Annotated in this window: 10 protein-coding genes and 2 pseudogenes; 11 read left to right on the forward strand and 1 reads right to left on the reverse strand. The window is 70.9% G+C overall.

Annotated features, from left to right (window positions below):
- Positions 1 to 4: 4 nt before the first annotated feature.
- Positions 5 to 439 (reverse strand): hypothetical protein, encoded by a 435-nt coding sequence (locus tag Dvina_RS10000; RefSeq protein WP_223102180.1) that lies wholly within the window; start codon positions 437 to 439, stop codon positions 5 to 7.
- 92 nt (positions 440 to 531) lie between these two features.
- On the opposite strand from Dvina_RS10000, the gene rsgA reads away from it, so the two are divergent.
- The 11 genes and pseudogenes from rsgA to tpiA all read left to right on the forward strand — a co-directional run bounded on the left by rsgA (position 532) and on the right by tpiA (position 16,232).
- On the forward strand, positions 532 to 1,566 hold the full coding sequence (gene rsgA / locus Dvina_RS10005) for a ribosome small subunit-dependent GTPase A (RefSeq protein WP_223102181.1): 1,035 nt from the start codon (positions 532 to 534) through the stop codon (positions 1,564 to 1,566).
- Positions 1,567 to 1,709: 143 nt separating this feature from the next.
- Positions 1,710 to 4,613, forward strand: a pseudogene (uvrA, locus tag Dvina_RS10010) (excinuclease ABC subunit UvrA); the annotation flags it as partial.
- A 956-nt stretch (positions 4,614 to 5,569) separates the two neighbouring features.
- Positions 5,570 to 6,097 (forward strand): Rieske (2Fe-2S) protein, encoded by a 528-nt coding sequence (locus tag Dvina_RS10015; RefSeq protein WP_223102183.1) that lies wholly within the window; start codon positions 5,570 to 5,572, stop codon positions 6,095 to 6,097.
- A 135-nt stretch (positions 6,098 to 6,232) separates the two neighbouring features.
- Positions 6,233 to 6,649: a QcrA and Rieske domain-containing protein gene (locus Dvina_RS10020; RefSeq protein WP_223102184.1), complete on the forward strand. Its 417-nt coding sequence runs from the start codon at positions 6,233 to 6,235 to the stop codon at positions 6,647 to 6,649.
- A 102-nt stretch (positions 6,650 to 6,751) separates the two neighbouring features.
- A pseudogene (uvrC, locus tag Dvina_RS10025) lies at positions 6,752 to 8,701 on the forward strand (excinuclease ABC subunit UvrC); the annotation flags it as partial.
- Between the two features lie 1,216 nt (positions 8,702 to 9,917).
- Positions 9,918 to 10,814 carry an RNase adapter RapZ gene (gene rapZ, locus Dvina_RS10030; RefSeq protein ID WP_223105431.1) on the forward strand — a complete coding sequence of 299 codons (897 nt, stop codon included), beginning with the start codon at positions 9,918 to 9,920 and terminating at the stop codon, positions 10,812 to 10,814.
- On the forward strand, positions 10,811 to 11,974 hold the full coding sequence (locus tag Dvina_RS10035; RefSeq protein ID WP_223102185.1) for a gluconeogenesis factor YvcK family protein: 1,164 nt from the start codon (positions 10,811 to 10,813) through the stop codon (positions 11,972 to 11,974). The genes rapZ and Dvina_RS10035 overlap by 4 nt, the downstream gene beginning before the upstream one ends.
- Before the next feature lie 7 nt (positions 11,975 to 11,981).
- Positions 11,982 to 12,962, forward strand: coding sequence for a DNA-binding protein WhiA (gene whiA / locus Dvina_RS10040; RefSeq protein WP_223102186.1), 981 nt, complete (start codon positions 11,982 to 11,984; stop codon positions 12,960 to 12,962).
- A gap of 336 nt (positions 12,963 to 13,298) precedes the next feature.
- The gene (gene gap, locus Dvina_RS10045) at positions 13,299 to 14,303 is read left to right on the forward strand and encodes a type I glyceraldehyde-3-phosphate dehydrogenase (RefSeq protein ID WP_223102187.1); all 1,005 of its coding nucleotides are present in this window, start codon (positions 13,299 to 13,301) and stop codon (positions 14,301 to 14,303) included.
- Complete coding sequence (locus tag Dvina_RS10050) at positions 14,300 to 15,445, forward strand: phosphoglycerate kinase (protein ID WP_223102188.1); 1,146 nt, start codon at positions 14,300 to 14,302, stop codon at positions 15,443 to 15,445. The genes gap and Dvina_RS10050 overlap by 4 nt, the downstream gene beginning before the upstream one ends.
- Positions 15,446 to 15,449: 4 nt before the next feature.
- On the forward strand, positions 15,450 to 16,232 hold the full coding sequence (gene tpiA, locus Dvina_RS10055) for a triose-phosphate isomerase (protein ID WP_223102189.1): 783 nt from the start codon (positions 15,450 to 15,452) through the stop codon (positions 16,230 to 16,232).
- Positions 16,233 to 16,249 lie beyond the last annotated feature (17 nt).

The following is a 16,249-nucleotide window of genomic DNA, read 5'->3' on the forward strand; positions in this document are numbered from 1 at the left end:
CACCCTAGCGCTGCCGGACGCCCACCTCGCGCGGGAGGTCGCCGACGGCCCAGTGCAGTTCGTCCTCCCAGTCGGCGACGCTCAGGTCGACGGTCTCGAAGGACAGGCGGGCGCCGATGGGCTTGCCGAGGTACCCGGCGAAAAGATCATGGACCGCGACGAGCCGCTGGCCGACCGCGAAGGCCGCGGGGTCGCCGCCGGCGGCCGGGCGGACCTCCAGGCGGCCGTACACGCCCATGTCCGCGTCCGTCCCGCGCTCCTCGACGATCACGTCCAGGATCTCGTCCTCGGCGCCGACGTGGAAGCCGTAGCAGGCGCCGCCGAAGGTGAGCCAGAACCGCATGAGCGAGTCGTCCTGCCCGGGGGAGACGTGCCACTGGACGTCGGCCCGCTCCAGGCGGAGTCCGACGGCGCCGGCCAGCACATGCGAGGGGAGCACGCCCCGACCATAGCCCCGATATTCGGTTTCGCGTTGCGGACGCGCTACCTACCGTGGGTTTCCGAACGCTCGTTCGGATCGGAAGGACTACCGTGAGTATCGACCTGTCGGCCCTCGGCTGGGACGACGGCTTCGCCGAGTGCTTCCGGCGCGCCTTTGCGCTGCCCGGGCACCGGCCGGCGCGCGTGAGCCGGGTGGACCGGGGCGTCTGTACCGCGCTCACGTCCGCCGGGCCCGTGCGCGCCAGTGTGGCCGGCGGACTGCTGGCCCGGGCCGCGCACGACCCGCGGGCGCTGCCGTGCGCGGGGGATTGGCTCGTGGTGCGGGAGTGGCCGGACGGGCGCGTCACGGCTGAGGCGGTACTTCCGAGACGCACGGCAATTGTCCGGGCCACCGCCGGTGAGGACTCCTTCGGCCAGGTGCTGGCGGCCAACCTCGACGCCGTCGCGGTGGTCGAGCCGGTCGACCCGTCGCCCGACATCGGCCGGATCGAGCGCCTCCTGGCGCTCGCCTGGGAGTCGGGGGCGCGGCCGCACCTCGTGCTGACGAAGGCGGACCTGGCCGCCGACCCGGAGGCCCTCGCGCTGCAGATGCCCGGGCGGGAGTCCGGGGTGGCCGTGCACGCGGTCAGCGCGCGGACCGGGCTGGGCCTGGACGGGCTGCGACCCCTCGTGGCGCGCGGGCGCACGCTCGGGCTGCTGGGCCAGTCCGGGGCCGGGAAGTCGAGCCTGGTCAATGCGCTGGCCGGGGCGCCGCTGATGCAGACGCGGGCGCTGCGGGCCGACGGGCGGGGCCGCCATACCACCACATACCGCGCACTCATCCCCATGCCGGACGGCGGTGCCGTGCTGGACACCCCGGGCGTGCGGCTTGTCGGCATGTTCGACGCGGTCGCGGGGCTCGACCGCGCATTCGGGGATGTGACGCTGCTCGCGCAAGGCTGCCGTTTCCAGGACTGCCGGCACGGTGACGAGCCGGGCTGCGCCGTCCGGGCGGCCGTCGAGGACGGCGAGCTCAGCGCCCGTCGCTTCGCCAGTTGGCAGAAACTGCAAAAAGAGCAGAAGCTGGCATCGGTACGGCGGGTCCGTCGCGAAAGCCGCGAACGTCGACGACCGGCCAGGGGATGAGCAGCGGCGTTTCCCCCGTTCGAGAGCGGTCGGACGGGTAGGGCGCCAGAAAATGTCATACCCCCTGGCTAGAGTTGTCGGCTGGCACCGGGACGGTGTTCCGACCTGCTGAATGACCGGTCGATTACTCGCCAAGGGGAAGCATGTCCGACCGCTTGATCATCCGTGGCGCACGGGAGCACAATCTCCGCGACGTCAGTCTTGACCTGCCGCGCGACGCGATGATCGTGTTCACCGGGCTCTCCGGCTCGGGCAAGTCGAGCCTTGCGTTCGACACGATCTTCGCCGAGGGCCAGCGGCGTTACGTGGAGTCGCTGTCGTCCTACGCGCGGCAGTTCCTCGGCCAGATGGACAAGCCCGACGTGGACTTCATCGAGGGCCTGTCCCCGGCGGTCTCCATCGACCAGAAGTCGACCTCGCGCAACCCGCGCTCGACGGTCGGCACGATCACGGAGGTCTACGACTACCTCCGGCTGCTCTACGCGCGCGTCGGCGAGCCGCACTGCCCGGTCTGCGGCGAGCTGATCACCAAGCAGACGCCGCAGCAGATCGTCGACCGGGTTCTCGCGATGGAGGAGGGCACCCGCTTCCAGGTGCTCGCGCCGGTCGTGCGGGGGCGCAAGGGCGAGTACATCGACCTGTTCGCCGAGCTGCAGTCCAAGGGCTACGCCCGGGCCCGCATCGACGGCGTCGTGCACCCGCTGACCGAGCCGCCGAAGCTCAAGAAGCAGGAGAAGCACACCATCGAGGTGGTCGTCGACCGGCTCGCGGTGAAGAAGTCGGCCAAGCAGCGCCTCACCGACTCGGTGGAGACCGCGCTCAAGCTGGCCGCCGGCATCGTGATCCTCGAGTTCGTCGACGTGCCCGAGGGCGACGAGCACCGCGAGCGGCTGTTCTCCGAGCACCTCGCCTGCCCCAACGAGCACCCGCTGTCGATCGAGGATCTCGAGCCGCGCTCGTTCTCGTTCAACGCGCCCTATGGCGCCTGCCCCGACTGCACCGGCATCGGCACCAAGAAGGAGGTCGACCCGGAGCTGATCATCCCGGACCCCGAGCGCACGCTGCGCGACGGCGCCGTTGCGCCGTGGGCGACCGGGCACACGCTCGACTACTTCCTGCGGCTGCTGGAGGCGCTCGGCGACGAGGAGGGCTTCAACCTCGACACGCCGTGGCAGGGGATCTCCTCGCGGGGCCAGAAGGCCATCCTCTACGGCTCCGACGACCAGGTCCACGTCCGCTACCGCAACAAGTACGGGCGCGAGCGCTCCTACTACACCGGCTTCGAGGGCGTGGTGCAGTGGATCGAGCGGCGGCACGCCGACACCGAGAGCGACTGGTCCCGGGACAAGTACGAGGGGTACATGCGCGACGTGCCCTGCGGTACCTGCGGCGGCACCCGGCTCAAGCCCGAGATCCTGGCCGTGACGATCGACGGGCGCAGCATCGCCGAGGTCTGCAACCTGTCCGTCGGCGAGTGCGCGGACCTGCTGGGGCAGATGGAGCTCACCGACCGGCAGAAGATGATCGCCGAGCGGGTGCTCAAGGAGATCAACGCCCGGCTGCGCTTCCTGGTCGACGTCGGCCTCGACTACCTCTCGCTCGACCGGGCGTCCGGCACGCTGTCCGGCGGCGAGGCCCAGCGCATCCGGCTGGCCACCCAGATCGGCTCCGGGCTGGTCGGCGTGCTCTACGTGCTCGACGAGCCCAGCATCGGCCTGCACCAGCGCGACAACCACCGGCTCATCGAGACCCTGGTGCGGCTCAAGACCCTCGGCAACACGCTCATCGTCGTCGAGCACGACGAGGACACCATCCGCACCGCCGACTGGATCGTCGACATCGGGCCCGGCGCCGGCGAGCACGGCGGGCGGGTCGTGCACAGCGGGCCCTACGAGGGGCTCATCGCGAGCGAGGAGTCGGTGACGGGGGCGTATCTCGCCGGTCGCCGCAGCATCCCGACGCCGGAGATCCGCCGGCCCCGCACCCCCGGCCGCGAGCTCGTGGTGGTCGGCGCGCGCGAGCACAACCTGCACAACCTCACGGTGTCGTTCCCGCTCGGGCAGCTCACCGCGGTCACCGGGGTCTCCGGCTCCGGCAAGTCGACGCTCGTCAACGACATCCTGCACGCCGTGCTGGCCAACACCGTCAACGGCGCCCGGCTCGTCCCCGGCCGGCACACCCGCATCTCCGGGCTCGACCTCGTCGACAAGGTCGTCGGCGTGGACCAGTCGCCGATCGGCCGCACGCCGCGCTCCAACCCGGCGACGTACACCGGCGTCTTCGACAACATCCGCAAGCTCTTCGCCGAGACGACCGAGGCGAAGGTGCGCGGCTACGGCCCCGGCCGCTTCTCGTTCAACGTCAAGGGCGGCCGCTGCGAGGCGTGCGCCGGCGACGGCACGATCAAGATCGAGATGAACTTCCTGCCCGACGTCTACGTCCCGTGCGAGGTCTGCAAGGGGGCGCGGTACAACCGCGAGACGCTGGAAGTGCACTACAAGGGCCGGACGATCGCCGAGGTCCTGGACATGCCGATCGAGGAGGCGTCGGGCTTCTTCGAGGCCATCCCGGCGATCCACCGCCACCTGAAGACGCTCGTCGACGTCGGCCTCGGCTACGTGCGCCTGGGCCAGCCCGCCCCGACCCTCTCCGGCGGCGAGGCCCAGCGCGTGAAGCTGGCCTCGGAGCTGCAGAAGCGCTCGACGGGCCGCACCGTGTACGTCCTGGACGAGCCCACCACCGGCCTGCACTTCGAGGACATCCGCAAGCTGCTCATCGTCCTGCAGGGCCTTGTCGACAAGGGCAACTCGGTGATCGTCATCGAGCACAACCTCGACGTCATCAAGGCGGCCGACTGGATCATCGACATGGGCCCGGAGGGCGGCCACAAGGGCGGCACGGTGGTCGCGGCCGGCACCCCGGAGGAGGTGGCCGAGATCCCGGAGAGCTACACCGGCCAGTACCTCCGCCACGCCCTCCACCTGAAGGGCGACCCCACCGGCGACCCGGCCGCCCGCGACCGCGCCGCCCAGTCCAACGGCACCAAGCCCGCCCCGACCGCCCGCAAGTCCACGACGGCCGCACGGTCCACCGCCGCCAAGTCCACCCCCGCGAAGGCCGCCCCGGCCAAGGCGGCCCCGGCCCCGGCCCCGGCCAAGGCCACTGCGGCCCGGACGACAGCGACGAAGACCACTGCCGCGGCGGCGACCAAGGCGGCGGCTGCTACGAAGACGGCAGCGGCGAAGAAGGCGGCACCGCGCAAGACGGCCGCGAAGAAGGCCACGACGAAGAGCTGACCCGACCGGCCGCCGCCCGCCCGCCTGGCTCCTCGGCGGACGGTCGGCGGCCGCACCGCTCGCCGGCCGATGTGGAGACCCCGGGCACCGCCCCGCAGCACCCACATCGTCAAGCGATGACCCATGCGCTCTGCTGCGACCCGAAATCCACCGGCGGGCTTCGGTGGCCCCGCCCGGCCGCGCAGCAGACTCAAGCGGCGTCACGCCACGCGCTCCGATCCCGGCCGCCGTCCGCGCGCGCTCGACCCGGACATGGGCCGGCCCGGCGGCTGCTTGAGCGGGGCTCGAAGGTCCTCGGCCCCGCACTGCCCGCGCTCGGCCTCGACAGTGATCAGTTCGGGCTCCCGGCCGGACGGTCGCCTGGCCGGCCTCGTGCCATCCTCTGCGTCATCGACCGCCGCGGGCTGACCGGCATCCTGGCGATGATCTCTTGACGCCCATCGGAGCGTGGTCTCGGCGATCGTGGCGCCGAACAGGACCCGCCTGACATCAGCCATCTCCTCGTAGGGCGCATATGTGCTCGCCGCCGGTGTGGCCACGATAAGTCGGGCGCTCCGCGCCGCGACTTATCGGACTTATACCCTGTCAGGCGATATGGCGCTTATATCCGTTTCGCGGGCACAAAACTCGCGATGAGCGGAGCGGGGCGGCGGTCAGGTTGCGCTGCTACGGTGGCCGCTGGCGAGGCTGACCTCAGGAGGAACCGCGTGCCAGAAGAGGACGTCTTCAACCTTTGCTCCGCGCGCTCCGGGCGCCGGGCGCTGCTGCTCGGTGCGAGTGCCATGGGCGTCGCCGTGCTGGCCGGCTGTGGCGGCGACGATGCAGCCCCGCCGAGCGCCGCAGGCAGCCCGGGCGGCTCCAGTGCGCCCGCCGCGCCGGCCACGACCGGGGGCAATCCGTTCGACGACGGCGGGTCGTCGGGCGGGGCCGGGCAGCAGGTGCCGGGCAACTCGCTCATCGGCGTGGGCGAGGTCCCGGTCGGCGGTGGCGTGATCGTCAAGGACAGCGTGCTGGTGCTGCAGCCGACGAAGGGGGCCTTCAAGGCGTACGAGGCGGCCTGTCCCCATGAGGGTGCGATCCTCGACCCGCCGTTCGACGGGAACCCGATCATCATGTGCCCGCGGCACAACTCGAAGTTCAAGGTCGCGGACGGGAGCAAGGTGTCAGGGCCCACGCCGCGCGGGCTCAAGGGGATCAAAGTGGATGTCAAGAGCGGGTACGTCGTGCGCAGTTAGTCGTAGCCGTCCGTGATGCCTAGATTGCGGATTGGGTGCCGAACTCCCAGTTTTTGTTGAGCATTGAACCGTATCCTCCATGATCTGTGTATCTCTGGCCAGAGCCTGCGGGCACCCGACCATTGGAGGAACTGGATGAGTGAGACGACCCGCCGCGCGGTGCTGGCCGGGGCGGCCGGCGTGACGGCCGTGAGCGTCCTGGCCGCCTGCGGCGACGACAGTGGCTCGGACAGCACTGCGAGCTCCGGCTCGACCCCGGGAGGGCCGATCGCCAAGAAGGCCGACATCCCGGTCGGTGGTGGAAAAATCGTTTCTGCTGATGGGGGTACCGTCATCACGCAGCCCGAGGCCGGAACGTACAAAGCGTTCACAGCGATCTGCACCCACCAGAACTGCGTCGTGACGAGCGTTGCCGACAACACGATCGACTGCAAGTGCCACGGCAGCTCGTTCTCGGCCAAGGACGGCTCGGTGACCAACAAGCCCGCGACCGCGCCGTTGAAGGAGAAGACGCTGCGGTTCGAGGGCGACGACATCTACGTGACGAAGTAAGACCTGACAGTCCGCGCTGCGTTGGGCGGACGCCAGGGCCGGTTGCCGCGTTCGGTGACCGGCCCTCAACTTTTTGTCGTACCCCCCGGATAGTCTCGAACCGTGCCAGACCCGTCCACGTATCGACCAGCACCCGGGACCATTCCGGACACCCCGGGCGTCTACCGCTTCTACGACCCGTCCGGGCGGGTCATCTACGTGGGCAAGGCCAAGAGCCTCCGGCAGCGGCTCAGCAGCTACTTCGCCGACCTGTGGACGCTGCACTCGCGCACCCAGCAGATGGTGACGACGGCCGCGCGGGTCGACTGGGTGACGGTCGGCACCGAGGTCGAGGCGCTCCAGCTGGAGTACAACTGGATCAAGGCGTACGACCCGCGCTTCAACGTCCGCTACCGCGACGACAAGAGCTACCCCTACCTGGCCGTCACGCTCGACGAGGCGTACCCACGGCTGCAGGTGATGCGCGGGTCGAAGCGCAAGGGGGTGCGGTATTTCGGGCCGTATGCGCACGCGTGGGCCATCCGCGAGGTGCTCGACCTGCTGCTGCGCGTCTTCCCGGCGCGCACGTGCTCGGCGGGGGTCTTCAAGCGGGCCGGGCAGATCGGGCGGCCGTGCCTGCTCGGGTACATCGGGAAGTGCTCGGCGCCGTGCGTCGACCGGGTGAGTGAGGACGAGCACCGCCAGATCGTCGAGGGCTTCTGCGACTTCATGGCCGGCAAGACCGACACCATGGTCAAGCAGCTCGAGAAGGACATGTACGAGGCGTCCGACGAGCTGGACTTCGAGCGCGCGGCGCGGCTGCGCGACGATCTGGGCGCGCTGCGGCGGGCGATGGAGAAGCAGGCCGTTGTGCTCGGCGACGGTACCGATGCCGATGTCGTCGCTTTTGCCGACGATCCGCTCGAAGCGGCAGTGCAGGTGTTCCATGTGCGGGGCGGCCGAGTGCGGGGGCAGCGCGGCTGGATCGTCGAGAAGACGGAGGACCTCACCCCGGGCGACCTCGTGCACCACTTCTGCACGCAGATCTACGGCAGTGAGGCGGCTGGCGCGGGTGCCGACGCGGCCGACCTGCCGCGCGAGCTGCTGGTGCCGGAGCTGCCGGCCGACGTCGACGCGCTCGCCGACTGGCTGAGCCGGCTGCGCGGGAGCCGGGTGTCCATCCGGGTGCCGCAGCGCGGGGACAAGAAGACGCTCGCCGAGACTGTCGCGCGCAACGCACTGCAGTCGCTGCAGCAGCACAAACTGCGCCGCGCCGGCGACCTGAGCACGCGCAGCAAGGCCCTGGAGGAGATCGCCGAGGCGCTGACGATGCCGGCCGCGCCGCTGCGCATCGAGTGCTACGACATCTCGCAGATCCAGGGCACCGACGTGGTCGCCAGCATGGTCGTGTTCGAGGACGGGCTGTCGCGCAAGAGCGAATACCGGCGCTTCGCGATCAACGGCGCGACCGACGACGTGTCGGCGATCTCGGAGGTGCTGCGGCGGCGGTTCGCGCGCTACCTCGACGCCAAGGTCGAGATCGACGAGGCCGCCGAGGTCGACCCCTCCCGCCCCGGCATCGACCCGACGACCGGTCGGCCGCGCAAGTTCGCCTACCCGCCGCAGCTCGTCGTCGTCGACGGCGGCCAGCCCCAGGTCAACGCGGCCGCGCAGGTGCTGCTCGACCTGGGCATCGACGACATCACGGTGTGCGGCCTGGCCAAGCGCCTGGAGGAGGTGTGGCTGCCCGACGACGAGTTCCCGGTCATCCTGCCGCGCGCCTCCGAGGGCCTGTACCTCCTGCAGCGGGTCCGCGACGAGGCGCACCGCTTCGCCATCACGTACCACCGGCAGAAGCGCTCGAAGCGCATGACGACCTCCGCCCTCGACGACGTGCCCGGCCTCGGCGAGATCCGCCGCAAGGCGCTGCTGCGGCACTTCGGCTCCCTCAAACGGCTGAAGTCGGCCACCCTTGACGAGATCGCCGAGGTCCCGGGCATCGGCCGCCGCACCGCCGAAGCCATCCAGGCCGCCCTCAACGGCGACCCCCTCGCCTCCGCCCGCCCTCCGGCCGACCGCACCACCCCGCCGGTCGACGTCACCTACGAGCCCGACCCCGACGCCAACCACGCCGCCCCCGCATCGCGCGCTCCAGCGTCGCCCAGCGCTGCATCGGCCGATCCCGCGTCGCCGGATTCTGCGCTGCCGGATTCTGCGTCTCCGGATTCTGCGTCTCCGGATTCTGCGTCGCTTGGTCCCGCGTCGCTGGAGCCGGGTCTTAGCCCCGCCGAGCCGGCCGAACGGGCGCACCGCCCGTCGTCCGGGGCCGATGCGGAGCCGGCCGAGCCCGCGCAGCGCTCGCCTTCCGAGGTCGAGTCGGCCGCGGGGTCCGGGGACGGGCCGAGATCTGCGCCGGAGCCCCGGCCCGGGGTGAGTTCGGATGCGGCCTACGCTTCGTCGGCGGATGGCGACCAGGCCGGCGTCGCGGGCGGTGCGGTCGATCGGGCGGCTGTCGGGTCGGGCGTGAAGGCCGGCGGCGATCTGGTTGACGGTTCGTGAGATCAGTCGTCAGCGCTGGCTTGTGAGGCCGCCGACGAGAGACTCGGGCCCCTCCTGGACAGGTCGGTGAAGGCCTTGGGGCTCGGGCCGGCCCACCTGCGAGGGTCTCGGGTCCGTGGTGGGCCGCCTATTGGGGTCCCGTGCCGGCCCGCCTTCGAGGAGTTCGCGGCCGCGCTGACGATCACGCTCCCGGCGGCCGGATCCCGCGCTGACCCGTGCCGGCCCGTCGCCGGGCATCGGACCCCCGTGCTGTCCATTGACGAGAGCGGCGGTGGTTTGCGCCCGGTGCTCGTCCGGCGGCGGTCGTTGTGGGCTCGTTCGGGGGTGCGGTGGAGGTGCCCGGGGCGTCGGGGCGGGGCTGTGGTGACACGGATGGGGGATATGGCGCTTCTGGGGCTGGAGGGGCTGGAGAGATCTGCGACACGCCCGAGCGCGGGTCGGGAGCGCAGAAAAGGCGGTTCGGGCTGGCTGTCGGTGGGGTGGGGTGGGCACCGGGGGGTTTACCGCGAACTAGTGCAAACCGACCGACCGTCCGATGCCGATGGCGCAACGACATAAACTCTTCGACGTGTCGAGAGAAGGCGACGTGCCCAGAGACGCCGGCGCGTCCGACGGTGGCGTGCTGTCGCCTGGGGGTGACGGTGTGTCCGATGGTACCGACAGTGCTCGCGACTTCACCTCAGGTGAGTATGTAGCAGCGCTGCGTGACGAGGTCGAGGACGGGTTCGGTGTGGTCGACCCCGACGGGGGAAGCCAGGCCGGGCGGAACGCCACCGACCTGGTGATCGTGACCGGGGTGTCCGGGGGTGGGCGCAGTACCGTCGCGCGGGCGCTCGAGAACGTCGGGTACTACGTGGTCGACAACCTGCCGCAGGCGCTCCTGCTCGACATGGCCGAGCTGGCCCACGCCGCCCAAGGGGCCGCCCGGCGGACCGCGATGGTGCTGGACGTGCGCAGCCACGCGTTCTCGACCGACCTGCCGGGTGCGGTGAAGTCGCTGCGCGAGCGGGGGTTCAATCCGCGGATGGTCTTCGTGGACGCCGACGACGAGGTGCTGATCCGCCGCTTCGAGAGCGTGCGGCGCTCGCACCCGCTGCAGGGCGCCGGGCGGCTCTCCGACGGCATCGCGGCCGAGCGGAAGCTGCTGCAGGAGGCCCGTGAGCAGGCCGACGTCCTGATCGACACCAGCCACCTCAACGTCAACCAGCTGCGCGGGCGCATCGAGGAGATGTTCGGCGAGGAGGACACGACCCAGATCCGGGTCACCGTCCTGTCGTTCGGCTTCAAGTACGGCCTGCCGCCCGACGCCGACTTCGTGCTCGACGCGCGGTTCCTGCCCAACCCGTACTGGGTGCCGGAGCTGCGGGAGCACACCGGGCGCGAGACCGACGTCAGCCGCTACGTGCTCGGGCAGCGGGGGGCGATCACGTTCGTGGAGACGTACGCCCGGCTGATCAACGCGACGGCGCCCGGGTTCGAGCGGGAAGGCAAGCGGTACCTGACGATCGCCGTCGGCTGTACCGGTGGCAAGCACCGCAGTGTGGCCATCGCCGAGGAGCTCGCCCGGCGGCTGCGGGAGATGCGGCTGTCGGCCTCGCCGCAGCACCGTGACCTGGGACGCGAATGACGAGCCGGCATACGGGCGGCAATGGGGCCGCACGGAAACCGGCCGGTGAAGGCAAGCCGCGCCCGGACGGTCCCGGCGCGACCGCGACGGTCCGCCCGGGCGACGCCGAGGCCGTGCGGGTCGTGGCGTTCGGCGGCGGTCACGGGTTGTCCGCGACATTGCGGGCGCTGCGTGGAGTACAAACGCAGATGCCTTTGGAAATCACGGCCGTCGTGACGGTTGCCGACGACGGTGGGTCAAGCGGGCGACTGCGCCGGACCCGGGACATTCTGCCGCCGGGCGACCTGCGGCAGGCCCTGGCCGCGCTGGCCGACGAGGCGGCGATGGCGGAGCTGTTCCAGCACCGGTTCACCGGCGAGGATGACATCGCCGGGCACCCGGTCGGCAACCTGGTGCTCGTCGCGCTCCTGGAGCAGGCCGGCGATCCGGTGGCCGCGCTCGACCGGGCGGCGGCGATGCTGCGGTGCCACGGACGGGTGCTGCCGATGTCGCGGGACCCGCTGCACATCGAGGCGGATCTTTCGGACGGCGACGAGGTCGTCACCGTGCGCGGGCAGCACGAGGTCGCCGTGACCGCGAAGACGATCGACCGGGTGCGGCTGACCCCGGACCCGCCCGAGGCGTGCGCCGAGGCGGTCAAGGCGGTCCGCGAGGCCGACTGGCTGCTGTTCGGGCCCGGCTCGTGGTTCACCAGCGTGATCCCGCACCTGCTGGTGCCGGGGCTGGCCGCGGCGATCACCGCGAGCGCGGCCCGGCGCCTGGTCACGCTGAATCTGGCCGCCGACAGCGAGACGGCGGGATTGACACTGCCGGAACACCTGGCCGCCCTGCGCCGTTACCTACCCGGGCTCCAGGTCGATGTAGTTCTGGCCGACGGGAAAGCCGTAGGCGACCCCGAACCGGTCCATCGTGCGGCAGAATCGCTTGGTGCGCGGCTGGTGCTGGCTCCGGTCGCCGTCAGTGACGGGGCACCCCGCCACGACCCGCAGGCGCTGGCGATGGCCCTCGAGCCATTGCTGCGCGTCGACACCCGGGCGGCCGGCCGGAGCAGCGGCAACGGCCGGGTGGGTGCGAAGAACCAGACGAGTGCGCGAAACGCGAACGGCACGGGTAGTGCGCGCGGCAAGGACATGACGCTGAACACGAAAACCGCGAGGTGACTTCAGGATGGCGATGACCGCTGCGGTCAAGGACGAGCTGAGCCGGGTGGACGTGGCGAAGCCCTGCTGCCGGCGAGCCGAGATGGCCGCGCTGTTGCGCTTCGCGGGAGGGTTGCACATCGTCTCCGGCCGGGTGGTCGTCGAGGCCGAGCTCGACACCAACGCCGCGGCCCGGCGGCTGCGGCGCGAGGTGTCGGAGGTGTACGGGTACGGCAGCGAGATCCATGTCCTCGCGTCGGGCGGCCTGCGCAAGGCCAGCCACTTCATCGTCCGCGTGGTCAAGGACGGCGAGGCCCTCGCCCGCCAGACCGGGCTGCTTGACGTGCGGGGACGTCCGGTGCGCGGGCTCCCGCCGCACGTCGTGTCCGCGAACATGTGCTGCGCGGTCGCCGCGTGGCGCGGCGCGTTCCTGGCCCACGGCTCGCTCACCGAGCCCGGCCGCAGCTGTGCGCTGGAGATCACATGCCCGGGGCCCGAGGCGGCGCTCGCGCTCGTCGGGGCGGCCCGGCGCATCGGGATCACGGCCAAGGCCCGCGAGGTGCGCGGGGTCGACCGGGTAGTGGTCAAGGACGGCGACGCGATCGCCGCGCTGCTGACCCGGATCGGCGCCCACCAGAGCGTGCTGACCTGGGAGGAGCGCCGGGTCCGGCGCGAGGTCCGGGCCACCGCCAACCGGCTGGCCAACTTCGACGACGCCAACCTGCGCCGCTCGGCCCGGGCCGCGGTGGCCGCGGCCGCGCGGGTGGCCCGGGCGATGGAGATCCTGGCCGACACCGCCCCCGACCACCTGTCGAGCGCCGGGACCCTGCGGCTGGAGCACCGGCAGGCGTCGCTCGAGGAGCTCGGTGCCCTGGCCGACCCGCCGCTGACCAAGGACGCGATCGCCGGCCGTATAAGGCGTCTGCTCGCCCTGGCCGACAAGCGGGCCCGCGACCTGGGCATCCCCGACACCGAGTCGGCCGTCACGCCGGAGATGCTCGTCGGCTGAGACCGGGCTCACACGCCGGATCGGGTGACCTACGTCCGTGACCAGCGATGCAGGCCGCGCCGGGGCTCGGGCACGTACTCTCAAACGTGGGCTCCGACACCCCCGCGAGGTCGTGACCGGTTCGAGACGATAGGGTTCCCCGTGTTCGGCGATGAAGCCGACTCGGGTCGCTCCTCGCTGTTCGATCGCCGCCGCGACACGCGGCCGGGCCCAGCACCATCGGGTGGGTCCGGACCGGCGGGACCAGGGTGGGCGAGCCAATAACACTCATCTGGCGCACGGCAACGGCATGGCAAACACCGCCGGGGTGCGACGAGTACGAGGAGATGTGTCGAAGTGACCATCCGGGTTGGCATCAACGGCTTCGGCCGTATCGGCCGCAACTTCTTCCGTGCGGCCCTGGCCAAGGGCGCGGACATCGAGGTTGTCGGCGTCAACGACCTGACCGACAACGCGACGCTGGCGCACCTGCTGAAGTACGACAGCATCCTCGGCCGGCTGGGCGAGGAGATCAAGGCGACCTCGGACGAGATCACCGTCGCGGGCAAGACCTTCAAGGCCCTGGCCGAGCGCGACCCGTCGAAGCTGCCCTGGGGCGACCTGGGCGCGGACGTCGTCATCGAGTCGACGGGCATCTTCACCGACGCCGAGAAGGCCAAGGTCCACGTGGCCGGCGGCGCCAAGAAGGTCATCATCTCGGCCCCGGCCAAGAACGAGGACCTCACGATCGTCTTCGGCGTGAACGAGGACCAGTACGACCCGGCCAAGCACACGATCATCTCCAACGCGTCGTGCACCACCAACTGCCTCGCCCCGATGGCGAAGGTCATCAACGACACGTTCGGCATCGAGCGCGGCCTCATGACCACGATCCACGCGTACACGCAGGACCAGAACCTGCAGGACGGCCCGCACAAGGACCTGCGTCGCGCCCGCGCCGCGGCCCTGAACATCGTGCCGACCTCGACCGGTGCGGCCAAGGCGATCAGCCTGGTCATCCCCGAGCTCAAGGGCAAGCTGGACGGCTACGCGCTGCGTGTGCCGATCCCGACCGGCTCGGCGACCGACCTCACAGTCACCGTGGGCCGCGACACCAGCGTCGAAGAGGTCAACGCCGCGATCAAGGCGGCCGCCGAGGGCGCGCTGGCCGGCATCCTCACCTACACCGAGGACCCGATCGTCTCCAGCGACATCGTGACCGACCCGGCGTCGTGCATCTTCGACGCGGGCCTGACCAAGGTCATCGGCAACCAGGTGAAGGTCGTCGGCTGGTACGACAACGAGTGGGGCTACAGCAACCGCCTCGTGGACGCCGTCGTCCTGGTCGGCACCGGCCTGTGAAGACGCTCGACGACCTCCTGAGCGAGGGCGTCGCCGGTCGGCGCGTGCTGCTGCGCGCCGACCTGAACGTCCCGCTCGACGGAGACAGGATCACCGACGACGGCCGCATCCGGGCCGTCCTGCCGACCATCAACGCTCTGCGTGAGGCCGGCGCGGCGAAGATCACCGTCATGTCGCACCTCGGCCGCCCGAAGGGTGCGCCGGACCCGAAGTACACCCTCGCGCCCGTCGCCGCCCGCCTCGCCGAGCTGCTGGGCACCGATGTCGCCTTCGGCCGCGACGGCGACCTGGTCCTGCTCGAGAACCTCCGCTTCAACGCGGGGGAGACGAGCAAGGACGAGGGTGAGCGCAAGGCGTTCGCGCAGGAGCTGGCCGCGCACGGCGACGTGTACGTCGACGACGCGTTCGGCGCCGTGCACCGCAAGCACGCCAGCGTGTACGACGTGGCCGCGCTGCTGCCGCACTACAGCGGGTATCTGGTGGCCAAGGAGCTCGAGGTCCTCGGCAAGCTGACCGGCGAGGCCGAGCGGCCCTACGTCGTCGTGCTCGGCGGCTCGAAGGTCTCGGACAAGCTCGCCGTCATCGAGGCGCTGCTGCCCAAGGTCGACAAGCTGCTCATCGGCGGCGGCATGTGCTTCACCTTCCTCAAGGCCCAGGGCCACGAGGTCGGCAAGAGCCTGCTCCAGGACGAGATGCTCGACACCTGCAAGGACCTGCTCGAGCGGGGCGGCGACAAGATCGTGCTGCCCTCCGACGTCGTCGTGGCGACGCAGATCAGCGACGACGCCGCCACCAAGACGGTCGGCATCGACGCGATCCCGGCCGACGAGCTCGGCCTGGACATCGGGCCGCAGAGCGTGGCGGAGTTCGCGGGCATCCTGACCGGCGCCAAGACGGTCTTCTGGAACGGCCCGATGGGCGTGTTCGAGAAGCGCCCGTTCGAGGCCGGCACCCGCGGTGTCGCCGAGGCGATCACCAAGGTCGACGGCTTCACGGTCGTCGGCGGCGGCGACTCGGCCGCGGCGGTGCGCGCGCTGGGCATCCCGGAGGACGGCTTCAGCCACATCTCCACCGGCGGCGGCGCCTCCCTCGAGTTCCTCGAGGGCAAGGCCCTGCCGGGCATCACGGCACTGGAGGCCTGAGGCGATGGCCGAGGTCACCGGACGCCGTCCGCTCATGGCGGGCAACTGGAAGATGAACCTGAACCACCTCGAGGCCATCGCGCTCGTCCAGAAGCTGGCCTTCACGCTTACCGAGCAGCAGCTCAACGACGTGGAGGCGGTGGTGCTCCCGCCGTTCGTCGACATCCGCAGCGTGCAGACGCTCATCGACGGCGACAAGCTGCTCATCGGCTACGGCGCGCAGGACATCTCCGCGCACACCGCCGGCGCCTACACGGGCGAGATCTCCGGCGCGATGCTGGCCAAGCTCGGCTGCCAGTACGTGGTCGTCGGGCACTCGGAGCGGCGCCAGTACCACGCCGAGGACGACACCCTGGTCAACGCCAAGGTGAAGGCGGCGCTGGCCAGCGGCATCGCGCCGATCCTGTGCGTGGGCGAGGGCCTGGAGATCCGCGAGTCGGGTGAGCACGTGGGATACACGCTCGCGCAGCTCGACGCGGCCCTCGAGAAGGTCAAGACCGACGAGGTCGAGAAGATCGTCGTCGCGTACGAGCCCGTCTGGGCCATCGGCACCGGCAAGGTGGCCACGCCGCAGGACGCGCAGGAGGTCATCGGGGCGATCCGCACCCGGCTGGCCGAGAAGTACACCGGCGGCACGGCCGACCGGGTGCGCATCCTCTACGGCGGCTCGGTGAAGCACGACAACGTCGCGGCGATCATCGAGCAGCCCGACATCGACGGCGCGCTCGTCGGCGGCGCGAGCATCGACGCCGAGGGCTTTGCCCGGATTGTCCGGCTGGGTAAGTAGTCGCAGGAACACCAGAC

The organism is Dactylosporangium vinaceum (assembly GCF_019904175.1).
GTDB classification, from domain to species: Bacteria; Actinomycetota; Actinomycetes; order Mycobacteriales; family Micromonosporaceae; genus Dactylosporangium; species Dactylosporangium vinaceum.

Bases quoted from the DNA above. Each gene is read 5' to 3' on its own strand.
- Dvina_RS10020 (WP_223102184.1), top strand. From the start codon at position 6,233: ATGAGTGAGACGACCCGCCGCGCGGTGCTGGCCGGGGCGGCCGGCGTG.
- Dvina_RS10035 (WP_223102185.1), top strand. From the start codon at position 10,811: ATGACGAGCCGGCATACGGGCGGCAATGGGGCCGCACGGAAACCGGCC.
- whiA (WP_223102186.1), top strand. From the start codon at position 11,982: ATGGCGATGACCGCTGCGGTCAAGGACGAGCTGAGCCGGGTGGACGTG.
- tpiA (WP_223102189.1), top strand. From the start codon at position 15,450: ATGGCCGAGGTCACCGGACGCCGTCCGCTCATGGCGGGCAACTGGAAG.